This window comes from Microbacterium sp. USHLN272 (genome assembly GCF_037149655.1).
Lineage (GTDB): Bacteria > Actinomycetota > Actinomycetes > Actinomycetales > Microbacteriaceae > Microbacterium > Microbacterium galbinum.
In genome coordinates, this window is sequence record NZ_JBBCRA010000001.1 from 2,435,500 (window position 1) to 2,449,992 (window position 14,493).

Sequence of the window (14,493 nt, forward strand, 5' to 3'; positions counted from 1 at the left end):
GTCGATGGGGTGCCGCCCTGCTAAACTTGAGTCAACACAACTCAACTTTTGAGTACTCATCGACCAGAAGGAGTCTCCCAGGAGGGACAGATGACCACCCCGCAGACCGGTTCCCAGAACGACCAGCAGTCCGCACTCGAGCAGTTCGGGATCAACCTCACCGACCGCGCCCGTCAGGGCAAGCTCGACCCCGTGATCGGCCGCGACAGCGAGATCCGCCGCGTGAGCCAGGTGCTCACCCGCCGCACCAAGAACAATCCGGTGCTCATCGGTGAGCCCGGCGTCGGCAAGACCGCCGTCGTCGAGGGCCTCGCCCAGCGCATCGTCGCGGGTGACGTCGCCGAGTCCCTCAAGGACAAGGAGCTGATCACGCTCGACATCTCGGCGCTCGTCGCCGGCGCGATGTACCGCGGGCAGTTCGAGGAGCGGTTGAAGCAGGTCCTCAAGGAGATCACCGAGTCCGACGGGCAGATCATCACGTTCATCGACGAGCTGCACGTGCTCATGGGCGCGGGCGGCGGGGAGGGCTCGGTCGCGGCATCCAACATGCTCAAGCCGATGCTCGCCCGGGGAGAGCTGCGCCTCATCGGCGCCACCACGCTCAACGAGTACCGTGAGTTCATCGAGAAGGATGCCGCGCTCGAGCGCCGCTTCCAGCAGGTCTACGTCGGCGAGCCGACCGTCGAAGACACGATCGCCATTCTCCGCGGGCTCAAGGAGCGCTACGAGGCGCACCACAAGGTCGCCATCTCCGACGGTGCGCTCGTGGCCGCGGCATCCCTGTCGAACCGGTACCTGCCCGCGCGGCAGCTGCCCGATAAGGCGATCGACCTGATCGACGAGGCCGCCTCGCGGCTGCGCATGGAGATCGACTCGGCCCCGGTCGAGATCGACGAGCTGCGCCGACACGTCGACCGCCTCAAGCTCGAAGAGCTCGCGCTCAAGAAGGAGAAGGACCCGGCCTCGAAGGAGCGCCTCGCGACCCTCCGCGCCGACCTCGCCACCGAACAGGCCAAGCTCGGCGAACTTCAGGCCCGGTGGGAGCGCGAACGCGCATCGCTCAACCGCGTCGGCGACCTGAAGACGCGCCTGGATGCTGCCCGCAGCGACGCCGAGCGCGCGCAGCGCGAGGGCAACCTCGAGCGCGCCTCCCGGCTGCTCTACGCCGAGATCCCGGCGCTCGAGCGCGAGGTCATGGAGGCCGAGCGGTCGGAGTCCGTCGACTCCGACGGCGAGCGGCGCATGGTCAACGAGCAGGTCACCGATGAAGACATCGCCGGCGTCATCGCGGCATGGACCGGCATCCCCGTCGGTCGCCTGCTGCAGGGCGAGACCGAGAAGCTGCTGCACCTCGAGTCCGAGCTGGGTAAGCGCCTGATCGGACAGAAGGATGCCGTCAAGGCCGTGTCGGATGCCGTGCGCCGCTCGCGCGCGGGCATCAGCGATCCCGGTCGCCCCACCGGTTCGTTCCTGTTCCTCGGGCCGACCGGTGTCGGGAAGACCGAGCTCGCGAAGGCGCTCGCCCAGTTCCTCTTCGACGACGAGCACGCCATGGTGCGCATCGACATGTCGGAGTACGGCGAGAAGCACTCCGTGTCGCGTCTCGTCGGAGCCCCTCCCGGGTACGTCGGTTACGAGCAGGGCGGTCAGCTGACCGAGGCCGTGCGTCGTCGCCCGTACAGCGTGATCCTGCTCGACGAGGTCGAGAAGGCGCACCCCGAGGTGTTCGACGTGCTGCTGCAGGTGCTCGACGACGGCCGCCTCACCGACGGGCAGGGCCGCACGGTCGACTTCTCGAACGTGATCCTGATCCTCACGTCGAACATCGGCTCGCCGATCCTCATCGACCCGGTGCTCTCGGTCGAGCAGAAGCGCGAGCAGGTGATGGCGCTCGTGCAGCAGGCGTTCCGGCCCGAGTTCCTCAACCGTCTCGACGACATCGTGATGTTCCAGGCGCTCAGCGAAGACGACCTCGCGCAGATCGTGGAGCTGTCGATCGATCAGCTGCACACGCGGTTGCACGATCGCCGGCTCACCCTCGCGGTCACGCCCGACGCGCGATCGTGGCTCGCCGAGCGCGGGTACGACCCGGTGTTCGGTGCGCGCCCGCTGCGCCGCCTCATCCAGAGCGAGGTGCAGAACAAGCTGGCGACCGCGCTGCTCTCGGGCGGTGTGCGTGACGGCGACACGGTGCGCGTCGACGTCGCGGCCGACGGCACGGGTCTCGTGCTCACGGCCGAGGCCCCGGCATCCGTTCCCGACGACGATGACGACGTGATCGAGGCCGAACTCCTCGACGACTGAGCGGCGCGGCCCTTCGTCTCGCTGCGCTCGCTCCGGAACCGGCTACTCGGTTCCTGAGCGAGGAGCGCAGCGACGAGACGAAGGGCCCGCCCGCGCTACTTCAGCCGCTCGCTGCGGATCCCGCCCAGAGCGTCCTTCTCGAGCCCCTGCCCGATGATCGAGTGCCGTCGCGAGTAGGCGAAGTAGATGATCATGCCGATCGCGAGCCAGATCGCGAACCGCACCCAGGTCTCGGTGCTGAGGTTGAGCATCAGCCAGAAGCAGGCGAGCGCCGAGATCCACGGCAGCCACGGCGAGAGCGGAACCATGAACGGACGCTCGAGGTCGGGGCGGGTCTTGCGCAGGATCGGCACCCCGATGCTCACGAGCACGAACGCCGACAGCGTGCCGATGTTGATCATGTCGCCGAGCACCTGCACGTCGAAGAACCCGGCGATGATCGCGATGATCACCCCGACGATCAGCTGGATGCGGATCGGGGTGCCGCGCTTCTTGTCGGTGACGCTGAGGGCGCGGGGCAGCAGGCCGTCGCGGCTCATCGCGAACACCACGCGCGCGAGGCCCATGAGCAGCACCATCACGACCGTGGTCAGGCCGACCAGGCTGCCGATCGCGATGACCTGCGCCGCCCAGGTCGCGCCGACGAGTTCGAAGGCGCTCGACAGCGACGGTTCGTCGAGCTTCGCGAGCTCGGTGTACGAGACCATTCCGGTGATGACGATCGCGACGAGCACGTAGAGCACGGTCACGATGATGAGGCCCAGGATGATGCCGCGGGGAACCGTGCGCTTCGGGTCCTTGGTCTCCTCGGCGCTGGTGGCGACGACGTCGAAACCGATGAACGCGAAGAACACCAGTGCGGCGCCCGAGAGGATGCCGAACACGCCGTAGATCGACGGGTCGGAGCCGGTCATGAACGAGAACAGCGACTGGGTCCAGGCGCTCTCCGACGCCACGCCCTCCTGCGCCGGGGGAACGAACGGCGAGTAGTTCGCGCCGTTCACGAAGAAGAGTCCGACGACGATCACGAACAGCACGATCGCGACCTTGATGACCGTGAAGACGCTGTTCACGCGGCTCGACAGGCGCGTGCCGAGTGCGAGCAGCAGGGTGAAGATCGCGACGATGACGACGGGGCCCCAGTCGAAGCTGACGGACCCGAGCTGCACCGACATCGGGATGTCGAGGTCGAACAGCGAGACGGTGTCGCCGAGGTACACGCCCCAGTACTTCGCGATGACGGCCGAGGCCATGAGCATCTCGAGGATGAGGTCCCAGCCGATGATCCAGGCGAGGAACTCGCCGAGCGTCGAGTACGTGAACGTGTACGCGGAGCCGGCGACCGGGATCGACGACGCGAACTCGGCGTAGCAGAGGATCGCGAGACCGCACACGGCGGCGGCGATGATGAACGAGATGATGACGGCCGGGCCGGCGTGACGGGCGGATGCCTCGGCTCCGACCGAGAAGATGCCGGCGCCGACCGCGACGGCGACGCCCATGACCGCGAGGTCCCAGACGCCGAGCGAGCGTTTGAGGGAGCGTTTCTCGTCGTGCGTCTCCGCCATCGACTGCTCGACCGACTTCACTCTGCGCTGAATCGCCATGCCGACGATTGTAGGTCGCGGTCGTCGCGCTGCACCCCTTACGAAACAGAACGCTCCCGTCGCACTTCCTGTCGGAATGACCGGGTCAGACCGACAGGAAGTGCGACGGGAGCGAAGGATTCCGAGCGGATGCCGGAACGGAGGGGTGGGATCAGGCGCTGAGGATGACCGTCTCGGCGATCGGGCGGCGCACGCGCGGTGCGGTCTCGCGCTGCTGCAGCACCTCGGGGAGGGCGGTCACGTCGCCGAACTCGCCGACGGCGAAGACCGTGACGGCCGAGAAACGGGGCTCGAGGTCGGCGAACTCGCGCACGGCCTCCGGGTCGAATCCGCTCATCTGGTGCACGAGGAGTCCCTCGTGGTGAGCCTGCACCGAGAAGTGCGCGACGGCCTGGCCGAGGTCGTAGAGGGCGTGGGTGATCGGCGTGCCGTCTTCGGTGGCGGTCTCGGCGACGGCGACGACGAGGACGGCGGCGTTCACGGCCCAGGCCTGGTTGAAGCCGACGAGCGCGTCGACGACCTGTGCGTGCAGGGCCGTTCCGCGGCGGGCGACGATGAAGCGCCACGGCTGCGAGTTGTTGGCCGAGGGCGTCCAGCGGGCGGCTTCGAGGGAGGCGGCCAGCTTGGCCTCGTCGATCGCGTTCTCGGCGTCGAAGGCGCGGGGGCTCCAGCGCTCGGCGAGCACCTCGAGGACGGGGTGCTCGGTGGGCGCGGTGCGGACGAGGGTGGGAATGCTCACGGTGATGCCTTTCAGACGGGGTGCCGATCGGACTCCGTCGTCCGCCTACGCGTGTCTGAACGCATGTGCCCGCATGGATATTCCTGTGGATGTGCGGGTTTCGTCGCGTGACGCGACAGAGGGACGGATGCCGTTGCCCCGGCATCCGTCCCTCTCGCCCAGCGCGCCTCAGCCGCGCAGCGCCTCGGTGAGCTTGACCCGCGAGCCCATGCGCAGCAGCGAGTTCTCGTAGATCTTCGCGCCGATCGCGATCGCGGCGATGCAGCTCACGAGCAGGATCGCCAGCGACAGGATCGGCTCCCACCACTGCGCCTCGCCGACGAACAGGCGCATCGGCATCCCGACCGGGGCCGAGAACGGCACGTACGACATGATCGTCAGCACCAGCGCGTTGTCGTTGAAGACGATGACGAGGATGTACGGCGCCATGATGAGCATCGTGATCGGGGTCGTGGTGGCGCCGATGTCCTCCTGGCGCGACACCATCGAGGCCGCCGCGGCGAACAGCGAGGCCAGCAGCACGAAGCCGAAGAGGAAGAACACCGCGAACCACAGGATCGGGCCGCCGAGCAGCGTCAGCACGTCCCTCTGCCCGGTGACGATGAGTCCGACGGTGGCGATCGCGGCGAGGCCGACGATCTGCGCCATCGCGAGGATCGTGTTGCCGATGACCTTTCCGGCGAGGAGGGTGCGGGCGGGGATCGCCGACAGCAGCAGCTCGACCACACGGGTCTGCTTCTCTTCGACGACGCTCTGCGCGATCGTGCCGCCGAAGGTCGACGCCGCCATGAGGAAGACGATGCCGAAGGCGAGCGCGATGAAATATCGCAGCAGGGGGTTGGTGGTCGCGGGTTCGAGGATCTGCACCTCGGGCGTCTGCGAGAGGCCGCTGACGAGCGAGCTCGGGGCGTCCTTCAGCGCGATGACGGTGTACCCGGTGGGGCCGCCGCTCGAGACGACCGCCGCGTCGACCTTCTCCTCGCGCACGAGCTGTTCGGCGGCCGCGTCGTCGGCGACCTCGGTCACCTCGACGTCGGGCAGCGCCGACACCGCGGATGCCGTCTCGGAGGTCGCGGCGACCGGGGTCTTGTCGGTGCCGCTGTTGTTGCTGGCGAACCCGCCGATCAGCACGCCGGCGAGAGCGATGAGCATGAGGATGACGGTCGAGATGACGAACGCCTTGCTGCGCAGCTTCGAACCGATCTCGCGCTCGGCGACGAGCCAGATCCCGCTGGAGCTGCGGATGGGGGAGCCTCCCCCGGGAGTCGACGTGGTCACTGGATGACCTCCTTGAAGATCTGGGCGAGGGAAGGATGCTTGGGGGCGAAGCTCGCGACGTCGCCGTGGGCGACGGCGGTGCGCAGCACGCGCTGCGCGGTCTCCGCGCCGTCGGTGTCGAACAGGGCGTACCCGCCCTCGAAGTCGACGACGGTGACGCCCGGTTCGGTGCGCAGCCATCCGGCGTCACCCGCCGAGACCAGTTCGTAGCGGCTGCCGGCGTGCTGGGCGCGGAGCCCGTCGCGAGAGCCGGCGGCGCGGATCGTGCCCCCGGCGAGGATGACGAGGTCGTCGCAGAGGCGCTCGACGACGTCGAGCTGGTGCGAGGAGAACAGGATGGATGCGCCCTGGGCGGCGGTGGCCTGCAGCGTCGAGGCGACGACGTCGACGGCGAGCGGGTCGAGGCCCGAGAACGGCTCGTCGAGGACGAGCACCTTCGGGTCGTGCACGAGGGCCGCGGCGATCTGCGCGCGCTGCTGGTTTCCGAGCGACAGCGACTCGATCGTGTCGTTCAGGCGTTCGCCGAGGCCGAGGTCGGTGAGGATCGCGGTGGCGCGGGCGGCGGCATCCGTCTTGCTGAAGCCGTGCAGCCGGGCGAGGTAGACGATCTGCTCGAGCACCTTCATCTTGGGGTAGAGCCCGCGCTCCTCGGGCATGTACCCGAAGTTGCGGCGGTCGTCGCCGGTGACGGCCGTGCCGTCGAGGGTGACGGTGCCGGAGTCCGACGAGAGGAGTCCGAGCACGATGCGCATGGTCGTGGTCTTGCCCGCACCGTTGCCGCCCACGAAGCCGGTGAGCCGGCCGGGGGCGACGTCGAACGAGACGTCGTCGAGCACGCGCCGCGAGCCGTAGCTCTTGGTGATGCCGTGGAGTTCGAGCTTTCCTGAGGTCATGCCTCCACGTTAGGGACGGGGCCGATGCCACGGCATCCCCCCTGTGGGGGATTGTCGGGCATCCACCGCGCGGATGATCGGCCCGCGCTACCGCCGCGCGCTGTGCAGAACCGTGCGCACGACGAGTCCGGCCACCAGCGCCCAGAACGCGGCGCTGACGCCGAGCACGGAGATGCCGGATGCCGCGACGAGGAAGGTGACCACGGCCGGCAGCCGCTCGCCCGGATCGTCGATGGCCTGCTGCACGGCCGAGCCGAAGGCCGCGAAGAGGGCGAGTCCCGCGACGGCGGGGATGACGGCGGCGGGCGCGAGCAGTACGAGGGCCGCGAACGCGGCGGAGGCGGCGCCGAGCACGAGATACGAGGCCCCGGTCGAGACGCCGGCGACCCAGCGGCGCTTCGGGTCGGGGTCTGCGTCGGGAGAGGCGGCGAGGGCGGCGCTGATCGCGGCGAGGTTGATCGCGTGCCCGCCCGCGGGAGCGCCGATCGCCGTGCCGAGTCCGGTGACGAGCATCGCCGGCCGCCACGGCACCTCGTAGCCGAAGCTGCGCATGATCGCGACGCCCGGAACGTTCTGCGACGCCATCGTGACGATGAAGAGGGGCAGCGCCAGGCCCACGATCGCGCCGACGGTGAAGGTGGGGGCGGTGAGTTCGACGCGGGGGAGCAGGATGCCCGGATCGATCGCGGTGCCCTGACGCACGAGCTCGACGGCCACGACCACCGCCGCGGCGAGGAACGCGACCGGAACCGCCCAGCGCGGCGCGAGCCGGGCGACGATCAGCCAGGTCACCACGACCGGCACCACACCCCAGGGGTTCTCGACGATCCCGGTGATCGGGGCGAGGCAGAGTGGCAGCAGCACGCCCGCGAGCATCGCCTGCGCGATCGACGCCGGGATGCGCGCGATGAATCCGCCGAGGGCCGGCCACAGTGCGGTGAGCAGGATGAGCGCCGCCGTGACGAGGAACGCTCCGACGGCGGCGGGCCAGCCGCCCTCGATGGCGCCCGCCGTGGTCCCGGTCGCGGCGAGCAGAGCGGCGCCGGGCGTCGACCACGCGACGGTGATCGGCATCCGATAGCGCCAGGCGAGCACGATGCATGCGAGTCCCATGGTGAGGCTCGCGGCGAGCAGGCCGCTCGCGGCCTGGGCGGCGGATGCTCCCACCGCCGAGAGTCCGGTGAGCACGACCGCGAACGAGCTGGTGAAGCCGACGAGCGCCGTGACGATGCCCGCGAGGATCGGGCGCGAGAGCGGGGCAGGGGGCGCGGCGGATGCTGCGGACGCGTCGGCGGACATGGATCCGAGGCTATCGCCCGAAGCCGACACCCGCTGTCGTCAGGAGGGAGCGGTTCAGGCGAGCCCGAGGCGGTGCGCGAGCACCACGGCCTGCACGCGATCCCGGGCTCCGAGCTTCTGCAGGATGCGCGAGACGTGGGTCTTCACTGTCGCCTCGCCGATGAAGAGGGCGGCGGCGATCTCGGCGTTGCTGCGGGCATCGGCGAGGAGGGTCAGCACCTCGGCCTCCCGCTCGGTGAACGGCTCGGCCAGCGCGACGGGCGCAGGGGCGGTGCGCGGGGGCGACGGCTCGGCTATCGCGACCGGCGCCGTGGCGGGCGCCGATCCGGCGAATCGGGCGAGCACGCGACGGGTCACCTCGGGCGCCAGCATCCCGTCGCCCACGGCCAGCGCGCGCACGGCGGCGATGAGGTCTTCGGGGCCGGCGTTCTTGAGCAGGAACCCGCTCGCTCCGGCATCCAACGCCTGGTAGAGGTAGTCGTCGCGGTCGAAGGTGGTCACGATCGCGATGGCCGCGGTGATGTCGGGGTCGGCGACGATGCGGCGGGTCGCCTCGATGCCGTCCATGTCGGGCATCTGCACGTCCATCGTGATGACGTCGGGGTGCAGCGCGGCGGCCTGGGCGACGGCATCCGCTCCGGTCGCGGCCTCGCCCACGATCTCGATGTCGGGCTGGGTGCCGAGGATCGTGCGGAATCCCGCGCGCAGCATCGCGTGGTCGTCGACGAGGAGCACGCGGATCGGGGTGTCGGTCATTCGGGGTTCCTCACGGCCTTCGCGGTCGGGCGAGATGCGACGGCGGGTGCGACCTTCAGCGGCACCCGCGCCCGCACGCGGAGTCCGCCGAGGGGGCGCGGCGTCACCTCGATCGTGCCGCCCGAGGCGATCGCGCGCTCGCGCATGCCCAACTGCCCGAGGCCCGGTCGCAACTGGCCGACCATGCGGCCGGTGTTGACGACCTCGACCTCGACGCCCGCGTCGTCGTAGCGCACGCGCACGTCGGCGGTGGCGCCGACTCCGGCGTGACGACGGGCGTTGGTGAGCGACTCCTGGGTGATGCGATAGAGGTTCACCGCGACGAGGGAGGGCACGTCGACCGGTTCGCCGATCACGGTGTAATCCGTCGGAAGTCCCGCCTCGGTCGACGCTTCGACCAGTTCGCGGATGTCGTCGAGTCCGACCGTCGAGGCGGGGTCGGAGCTCTCGCCGCCCGGGGCGCGCAGGGTCTCGAGCAGCTGGCGCAGCTCGCCGATCGCATCGCGCGCCGATCCCTCCACTCCGGCGAGGAGCTCTTTCGCGCGTTCGGCATCCTGGTCGATCACGAGCCGAGCAGCCCCCGCCTGCACGCCCATGACCGACACGTGGTGCGCGACGACGTCGTGCAGTTCGCGGGCGATGCGCACGCGGTCGAGCGCGACGGCCTGCGCCGCCGTCACCTCGCGCTCGCGCTCGAGTTCGGCGGTGCGCTGCTCGAGCACCGAACGCTCGGATGCCGAGATCCACGAGCGCTCGCCGAAGTAATAGGCCCCGCCGAAGTAGAGGAGGTTGAGCAGGATCTGCAGCATCATGAAGGCGACGTAGGGCGACATCGCGCCCGCGATGACCTCGGCTTCGTCGGCCTGGCTGATCGCGTCGCGGTACATCGTGATCAGCAGCCACGCGAACATTCCGACGATGATGCCGATGCGCACGAGCATCGCCGCACGGCGGTTGTTCATCCAGGCGCCCGCCGTGTAGATGCCGATGAACATCGCGATGTTGCCGACGTAGATCTCCGGCACCCGGATGGTGACGGCCGCGAAGTACGCGGCGGAGACGACGATCGCGACCGCGGCCGGGTAGCGCCGCCGGAACGCCAGCGGAGCGGTGATGATCACGGCGTAGACGAGGGCGGTCCACAGCTCGGCCTGCTCGTCGCCGTAGATCTGCGAGATCGACGAGAGCGCGGCGCTGAGGATCGCGCCCACGAACAGCACGGCGGCGAGCAGCAGATCGCTGCGCCGCTCGCGCGCGGTGGGTGTGCGCTGGAACTCGGCGGGCATCCCTCCACCGTAGGGCGCGGCGCGGGGCGGCGGCATCCCCCGTGCGGCGGATGCCGGTCATGCGGGTCGCCTGGCGAGAAAACGGAGACGAAGAGCGGATGCTGCGGCGCGTCGCGGCCCGACACGCTCACCGTGCACCACTCCCGTCTGGGTTTCCTCGCGGCTGATGCCGCTTTAGCTGGGTTGCTGAGCCTGTCGAAGCACCCCGCGCGAGAGACTCGTCGCCGGATCACGAACACCCGTTGACACCGGTTCCTCGGCGGACGAGTATCGGGCAGCGGGTGATCTCGCCGTGAGACGAATCCCCGCCCTGATTCGACCTTCGACGAAGGAGTCCGCACATGACCGGTCAGGGCCGCATTCTCATCGATCTCTTCATGACCCTCGACGGCGTCGCTCAGGGGCCCGGTGGGGTCGACGAAGACACCTCCGGCGGTTTCCGGTTCAGCGGGTGGCAGGCGGGGCATCCGAGTTCGGGAGTCGGTCCCGAGATCGAGAAGGGGATGCGCGGGTTGGACGCGCTGCTGCTCGGGCGGCGCACGTACGACATCTTCGCCTCGTACTGGCCGCACCACACGGATGGCGACGAGGGAGAGATCGGGCGGCTCTTCAACCGGGTGCCGAAGTACGTCGCGACCCGCGATGCCGAGCTCGCGCTCGATTGGGAAGGCAGCAGTCGGGTCGGCGCCGATCTCGGGACCGAGATCGGTCGGCTGCGGACCGATCACCGCGAGGTGCACGTGATCGGCAGCCTCGATCTCGTGCACTCCCTGCTCGAGAAGGGTCTCTTCGACGAGCTGAACCTCTGGGTCTATCCGATCCTGCTCGGCGCGGGCAAGAAGGTCTTCGACGACGGCGCGCTGCCGTCTGTGCTGGAGTTGATCGAGCCCCCGATCTCCGATGACGGCGGGGTCATCCTGCTCCGATACGGGCGAACGGGCCGCAAGCCCGCCGTCGACACCTTCTAGCTCGACAGCACCCGCTCCACCACCCGCGCAACCCCGTCATCATCGTTCGACGCACCGATCTCGTCGGCGGCATCCTGTACGACGGCATCCGCGCCGGCCATCGCGACGCCGTGCCCGGCCCAGCGCAGCATCTCGACGTCGTTGAGCGCATCGCCGAAAGCCATCACGTCGGCGCGGTCGACGCCGAGGTGGGCGCAGAGACGGGCGAGACCGGTGGCCTTGGTGACGCCCTCGGCCATCACCTCGACGAACGGCGCACCCGACAGCGTCGCCTCGAATCCGGTGAGCCCCAGCGAGGTCAGCGCGTCGAACAGGGCCGACGGCGCGAGCTCCGGATGCCGGATCACGAACTTGAGACTCGGGGCGTCGAGCACCTGATCGAGCGGCACCCCGCCCATGGTCTTCGGGTCGCGCTTGTGGTCGGAGAGGTCGGCGATCGCCGCGTACCCCTCCTGGGCGACGAAGGTCTCGCCGCCCTCGCGCACACTCGCGAACAGCAGCCCGGGCACGCTCGCGCGTAGCGCCTCGGCCAGCGTGCGGATGGTCTCGGCCGGGAGCTCTTCGGCGAACAGCATCCGCCCGTCGGTCAGGTGCGTGGCGTAGGCGCCGTTGCTGCAGAGCGCCCACTCGCGGAAGTCGGCGTCGCCGGCGATCGCACGCAGGCCGATCGGCTGGCGGGCCGTGACCGGAACGACGTGGATGCCGCGGGCCCGCGCCGCGTCGAGAGCCGCTCGCGTGCGGGTCGTGACCGACGAGGTCGAGTCGAGCAGGGTGCCGTCGAGATCGGTGGCGATCAGCCGGAGCGTCATGGGTGGAGCGTCACGAGAAGATCATCGGCAGATCGTCGTCGTCGTCCGCGCCCCCGAGGTCGATGTCGGCGACGACCGGCACATGGTCGCTGGGCTGCTCGCCCTTGCGCTCGTCGCGGTGGATCGAGGCACCCGTGACCGCGTCGGCGAGCGTGCGGGAGCCGAGGATGAAGTCGATGCGGATGCCCTCGTTGCGAGGGAACTTGAGGCGCTGGTAGTCCCAGTAGGTGTAGCCCTCGGGGAGGATCGGGCGCACGACGTCGGTGAGCCCGGCATCCGCCATCGCGAAGAACGCGGCGCGCTCGGCGGGGGAGACGTGGGTGGAGACGCCCTCGACGATGTCGGGGTCTCCGTTGTCGGTGTCGAACGGGATGATGTTGAAGTCGCCGACCAGCGCGAGCGGCAGGGCGGGGTTCGCCGCGAGCTCGGCCGCGGTCGAGTTCTTCAGCGCCTCGAGCCAGTGCAGCTTGTAGGCGTAGTGCGGGTCGTCGAGCGAGCGGCCGTTGGGCACGTAGAGACTCCACACCCGTACGCCGTCGACCATCACGCCCAGCGCGCGCGCTTCGAGCGGGGCATCCGGACCCTCGTGACCCTTCGCGAAGCCGGGCATGCCGTCGAACCCGGTGCGCACGTCGCTCATCGGCAGGCGGCTCGCGATCGCGACGCCGTTCCACTGGTTGAGGCCGTGCACCTCGACCTGGTAGCCGGCCTCTTCGAACGGGCCGTAGGGGAACTGCTCGGGTTTGCACTTGATCTCCTGCATCGCGAGCACGTCGATGTCTTCGCGAACGGCGAATTCGACGGTGCGGGCGACACGGGTACGGATGGAGTTGACGTTCCAGGTGGCCAAGCGCATGCGTCCAGCCTAGTTGCGGCCTCGGACACGCGATCTGCGGCCCGCGACACGCAGATGACGCCCCAACGAGATCTGACAGCGCAGTCAGAGCGCGACTCTCCTACACTGGATGCCGTGACCGCACTCGACGCAGACCGCCAGAACCTCCTCGCCCTCATCACGGACGAGGCGGTGTTCCACGGCGACTTCACCCTCTCCAGTGGCAAGAAGGCGACGTACTACGTCGACATGCGCAAGCTCACGCTCGATCATCGCGCCGCCCCCGCCATCGGCCGCATCATGCTCGACCTGATCGCCGATCTCGACGTGGTCGCCGTCGGCGGGCTCACGCTCGGCGCCGACCCGATCGCGAACTCGGTGCTGCACGCCTCCGTCGCGGCCGAGCGTCCTGTCGACGCGTTCGTCGTGCGCAAGGAGCCCAAGGACCACGGTCGCGGTCGTCAGATCGAGGGAGCGGATGTCGCGGGCAAGCGCGTCGTCGTGCTCGAAGACACCTCGACCACCGGCCAGTCGGCACTCAAAGCGGTCGAAGCGCTCCGCAAGGAGGGTGCCGAGGTCGTCGCCGTCGCCGTGATCGTCGACCGCAAGACCGGAGCCCAGGCCGCCATCGAGGCCGAGGGTCTCGAATGGCGCGCCGCCTTCGACCTCGACGACCTCGGACTCGACCCCCAGTGACCCGCTACGCCCTCGCCGTCGACGTCGGCGGCACGAAGATGGAGGCCGCCCTCGTCTCCGAGGACGGCACGCTCGTCGACGGCTCCCGCAGCCGCCAGGCGACCGGACGCGAGGCGACGCCGGAATCGTTCGACGCCGCAGTGGCCGCGATCGTGCAGCACGCCCTCGCCGCTCTCCCCGCCGATGCCGAGCTCGTCGGCGCGGGTGCGGGGAGCGCCGGCCCCGTCGACCGCCCGAGCGGCACGATCGTGCCCGTGAACATGCCCTCGGCGCGCGGCTACGGTCTCGCCGCCGCGGTTCGGCGCGAAGCATCCGCCGTGCTCGGTCGCGATGTGCCGACCGTGCTCGGTCACGACGGCGGCGCGCTCGCGCTCGCCGAATCGTGGCGCGGTGCGACGCAGGATGCCCTGGCCTCGCTCTCGATCGTCGTCTCGACCGGTGTCGGCGGAGGCTTCGTCGTGAACGGCGCGTACATCCCGGGAGCCTCGGGCAACGCGGGGCACCTCGGGCAGATCCGCCGCGAGGGCGGGCTGACGCTCGAGGAGATCGCGTCGGGCCCCGCGAGCGTCACCTGGGCGCAGCAGCAGGGATGGGTCGGGTCGACCGGCGAGGATCTCGCGCGCGACTCGGCCGCCGGAGACGCGATCGCGCGCGCCGCGATCGAGCGCTCGGCGAAGGCCGTCGGTGAGGCACTGGCGGATGCCGCGACGCTCGTCGACCTCGACACGGTCGCGATCGGCGGCGGCTTCTCGCGCGTCTCCGACGATTACATCGAGCTGGTGCAGGAGGCGCTCACCGCGAGCGCCGTGCACGAGTACTCCCGTCGCGCGCGCGTCGTGCGCTCGGGACTGGGCGACGAAGGCCCGCTGATCGGCGCCGCGGCGCTCGTGCTGCGATAGCTTCCGGGCCGGTCAGCGCTCGGGGCGTTCGCACGCGCGCCCACCTGAGACACCACATTCGTCGCGAGACACCACGTGCGTCGTGATGTCTCGCGAAAGAAGTGGTGTCTCGACGCGCGAGCGG

The 14,493-nt window shown here is 69.8% G+C and carries 13 protein-coding genes; 4 read left to right on the plus strand and 9 right to left on the minus strand.

Annotated features, from left to right (window positions below; genetic code table 11):
* The first annotated feature begins 90 nt into the window (after positions 1-90).
* A complete protein-coding gene (locus WFJ97_RS11735) occupies positions 91-2,304 on the plus strand; it encodes an ATP-dependent Clp protease ATP-binding subunit (RefSeq protein ID WP_247624362.1) in 2,214 nt (737 codons plus the stop codon).
* Positions 2,305-2,399: 95 nt separating this feature from the next.
* Here WFJ97_RS11735 and WFJ97_RS11740 read toward each other — a convergent pair whose 3' ends face one another.
* The 7 genes from WFJ97_RS11740 to WFJ97_RS11770 form a co-directional block, all read right to left on the minus strand.
* Positions 2,400-3,911 (minus strand): APC family permease, encoded by a 1,512-nt coding sequence (locus WFJ97_RS11740; protein WP_336641613.1) that lies wholly within the window; start codon positions 3,909-3,911, stop codon positions 2,400-2,402.
* A 151-nt stretch (positions 3,912-4,062) separates the two neighbouring features.
* The gene (locus WFJ97_RS11745; protein ID WP_247624364.1) at positions 4,063-4,650 is read right to left on the minus strand and encodes a nitroreductase family protein; all 588 of its coding nucleotides are present in this window, start codon (positions 4,648-4,650) and stop codon (positions 4,063-4,065) included.
* Positions 4,651-4,818: 168 nt separating this feature from the next.
* A complete protein-coding gene (locus WFJ97_RS11750) occupies positions 4,819-5,928 on the minus strand; it encodes an ABC transporter permease (RefSeq protein ID WP_247624365.1) in 1,110 nt (369 codons plus the stop codon).
* Complete coding sequence (locus WFJ97_RS11755; RefSeq protein WP_336641614.1) at positions 5,925-6,821, minus strand: ABC transporter ATP-binding protein; 897 nt, start codon at positions 6,819-6,821, stop codon at positions 5,925-5,927. Before WFJ97_RS11755 ends, WFJ97_RS11750 begins: the two co-directional genes overlap by 4 nt.
* Before the next feature lie 87 nt (positions 6,822-6,908).
* Positions 6,909-8,120 (minus strand): benzoate/H(+) symporter BenE family transporter, encoded by a 1,212-nt coding sequence (locus WFJ97_RS11760; protein WP_336641615.1) that lies wholly within the window; start codon positions 8,118-8,120, stop codon positions 6,909-6,911.
* A gap of 54 nt (positions 8,121-8,174) precedes the next feature.
* A complete protein-coding gene (locus WFJ97_RS11765; RefSeq protein ID WP_336641616.1) occupies positions 8,175-8,876 on the minus strand; it encodes a response regulator transcription factor in 702 nt (233 codons plus the stop codon).
* A complete protein-coding gene (locus WFJ97_RS11770; RefSeq protein WP_336641617.1) occupies positions 8,873-10,162 on the minus strand; it encodes a sensor histidine kinase in 1,290 nt (429 codons plus the stop codon). Before WFJ97_RS11770 ends, WFJ97_RS11765 begins: the two co-directional genes overlap by 4 nt.
* 341 nt (positions 10,163-10,503) lie before the next feature.
* On the opposite strand from WFJ97_RS11770, the gene WFJ97_RS11775 reads away from it, so the two are divergent.
* Positions 10,504-11,130: a dihydrofolate reductase family protein gene (locus tag WFJ97_RS11775; protein ID WP_336641618.1), complete on the plus strand. Its 627-nt coding sequence runs from the start codon at positions 10,504-10,506 to the stop codon at positions 11,128-11,130.
* Here the strand turns inward: WFJ97_RS11775 and WFJ97_RS11780 are convergent.
* Positions 11,127-11,939 carry an HAD family hydrolase gene (locus tag WFJ97_RS11780; RefSeq protein ID WP_336641619.1) on the minus strand — a complete coding sequence of 271 codons (813 nt, stop codon included), beginning with the start codon at positions 11,937-11,939 and terminating at the stop codon, positions 11,127-11,129. The genes WFJ97_RS11775 and WFJ97_RS11780 overlap by 4 nt on opposite strands.
* 10 nt (positions 11,940-11,949) lie before the next feature.
* A complete protein-coding gene (locus WFJ97_RS11785; protein ID WP_247633704.1) occupies positions 11,950-12,795 on the minus strand; it encodes an exodeoxyribonuclease III in 846 nt (281 codons plus the stop codon).
* 114 nt (positions 12,796-12,909) lie between these two features.
* Here WFJ97_RS11785 and pyrE point away from each other — a divergent pair, with 114 nt between their 5' ends.
* Positions 12,910-13,470, plus strand: a complete 561-nt coding sequence (gene pyrE / locus WFJ97_RS11790; RefSeq protein WP_247624376.1) for an orotate phosphoribosyltransferase — start codon at positions 12,910-12,912, stop codon at positions 13,468-13,470.
* Entirely contained in the window at positions 13,467-14,369 is a 903-nt protein-coding gene (locus WFJ97_RS11795) for an ROK family protein (protein ID WP_336641620.1), read from the plus strand. Before pyrE ends, WFJ97_RS11795 begins: the two co-directional genes overlap by 4 nt.
* Positions 14,370-14,493 lie beyond the last annotated feature (124 nt).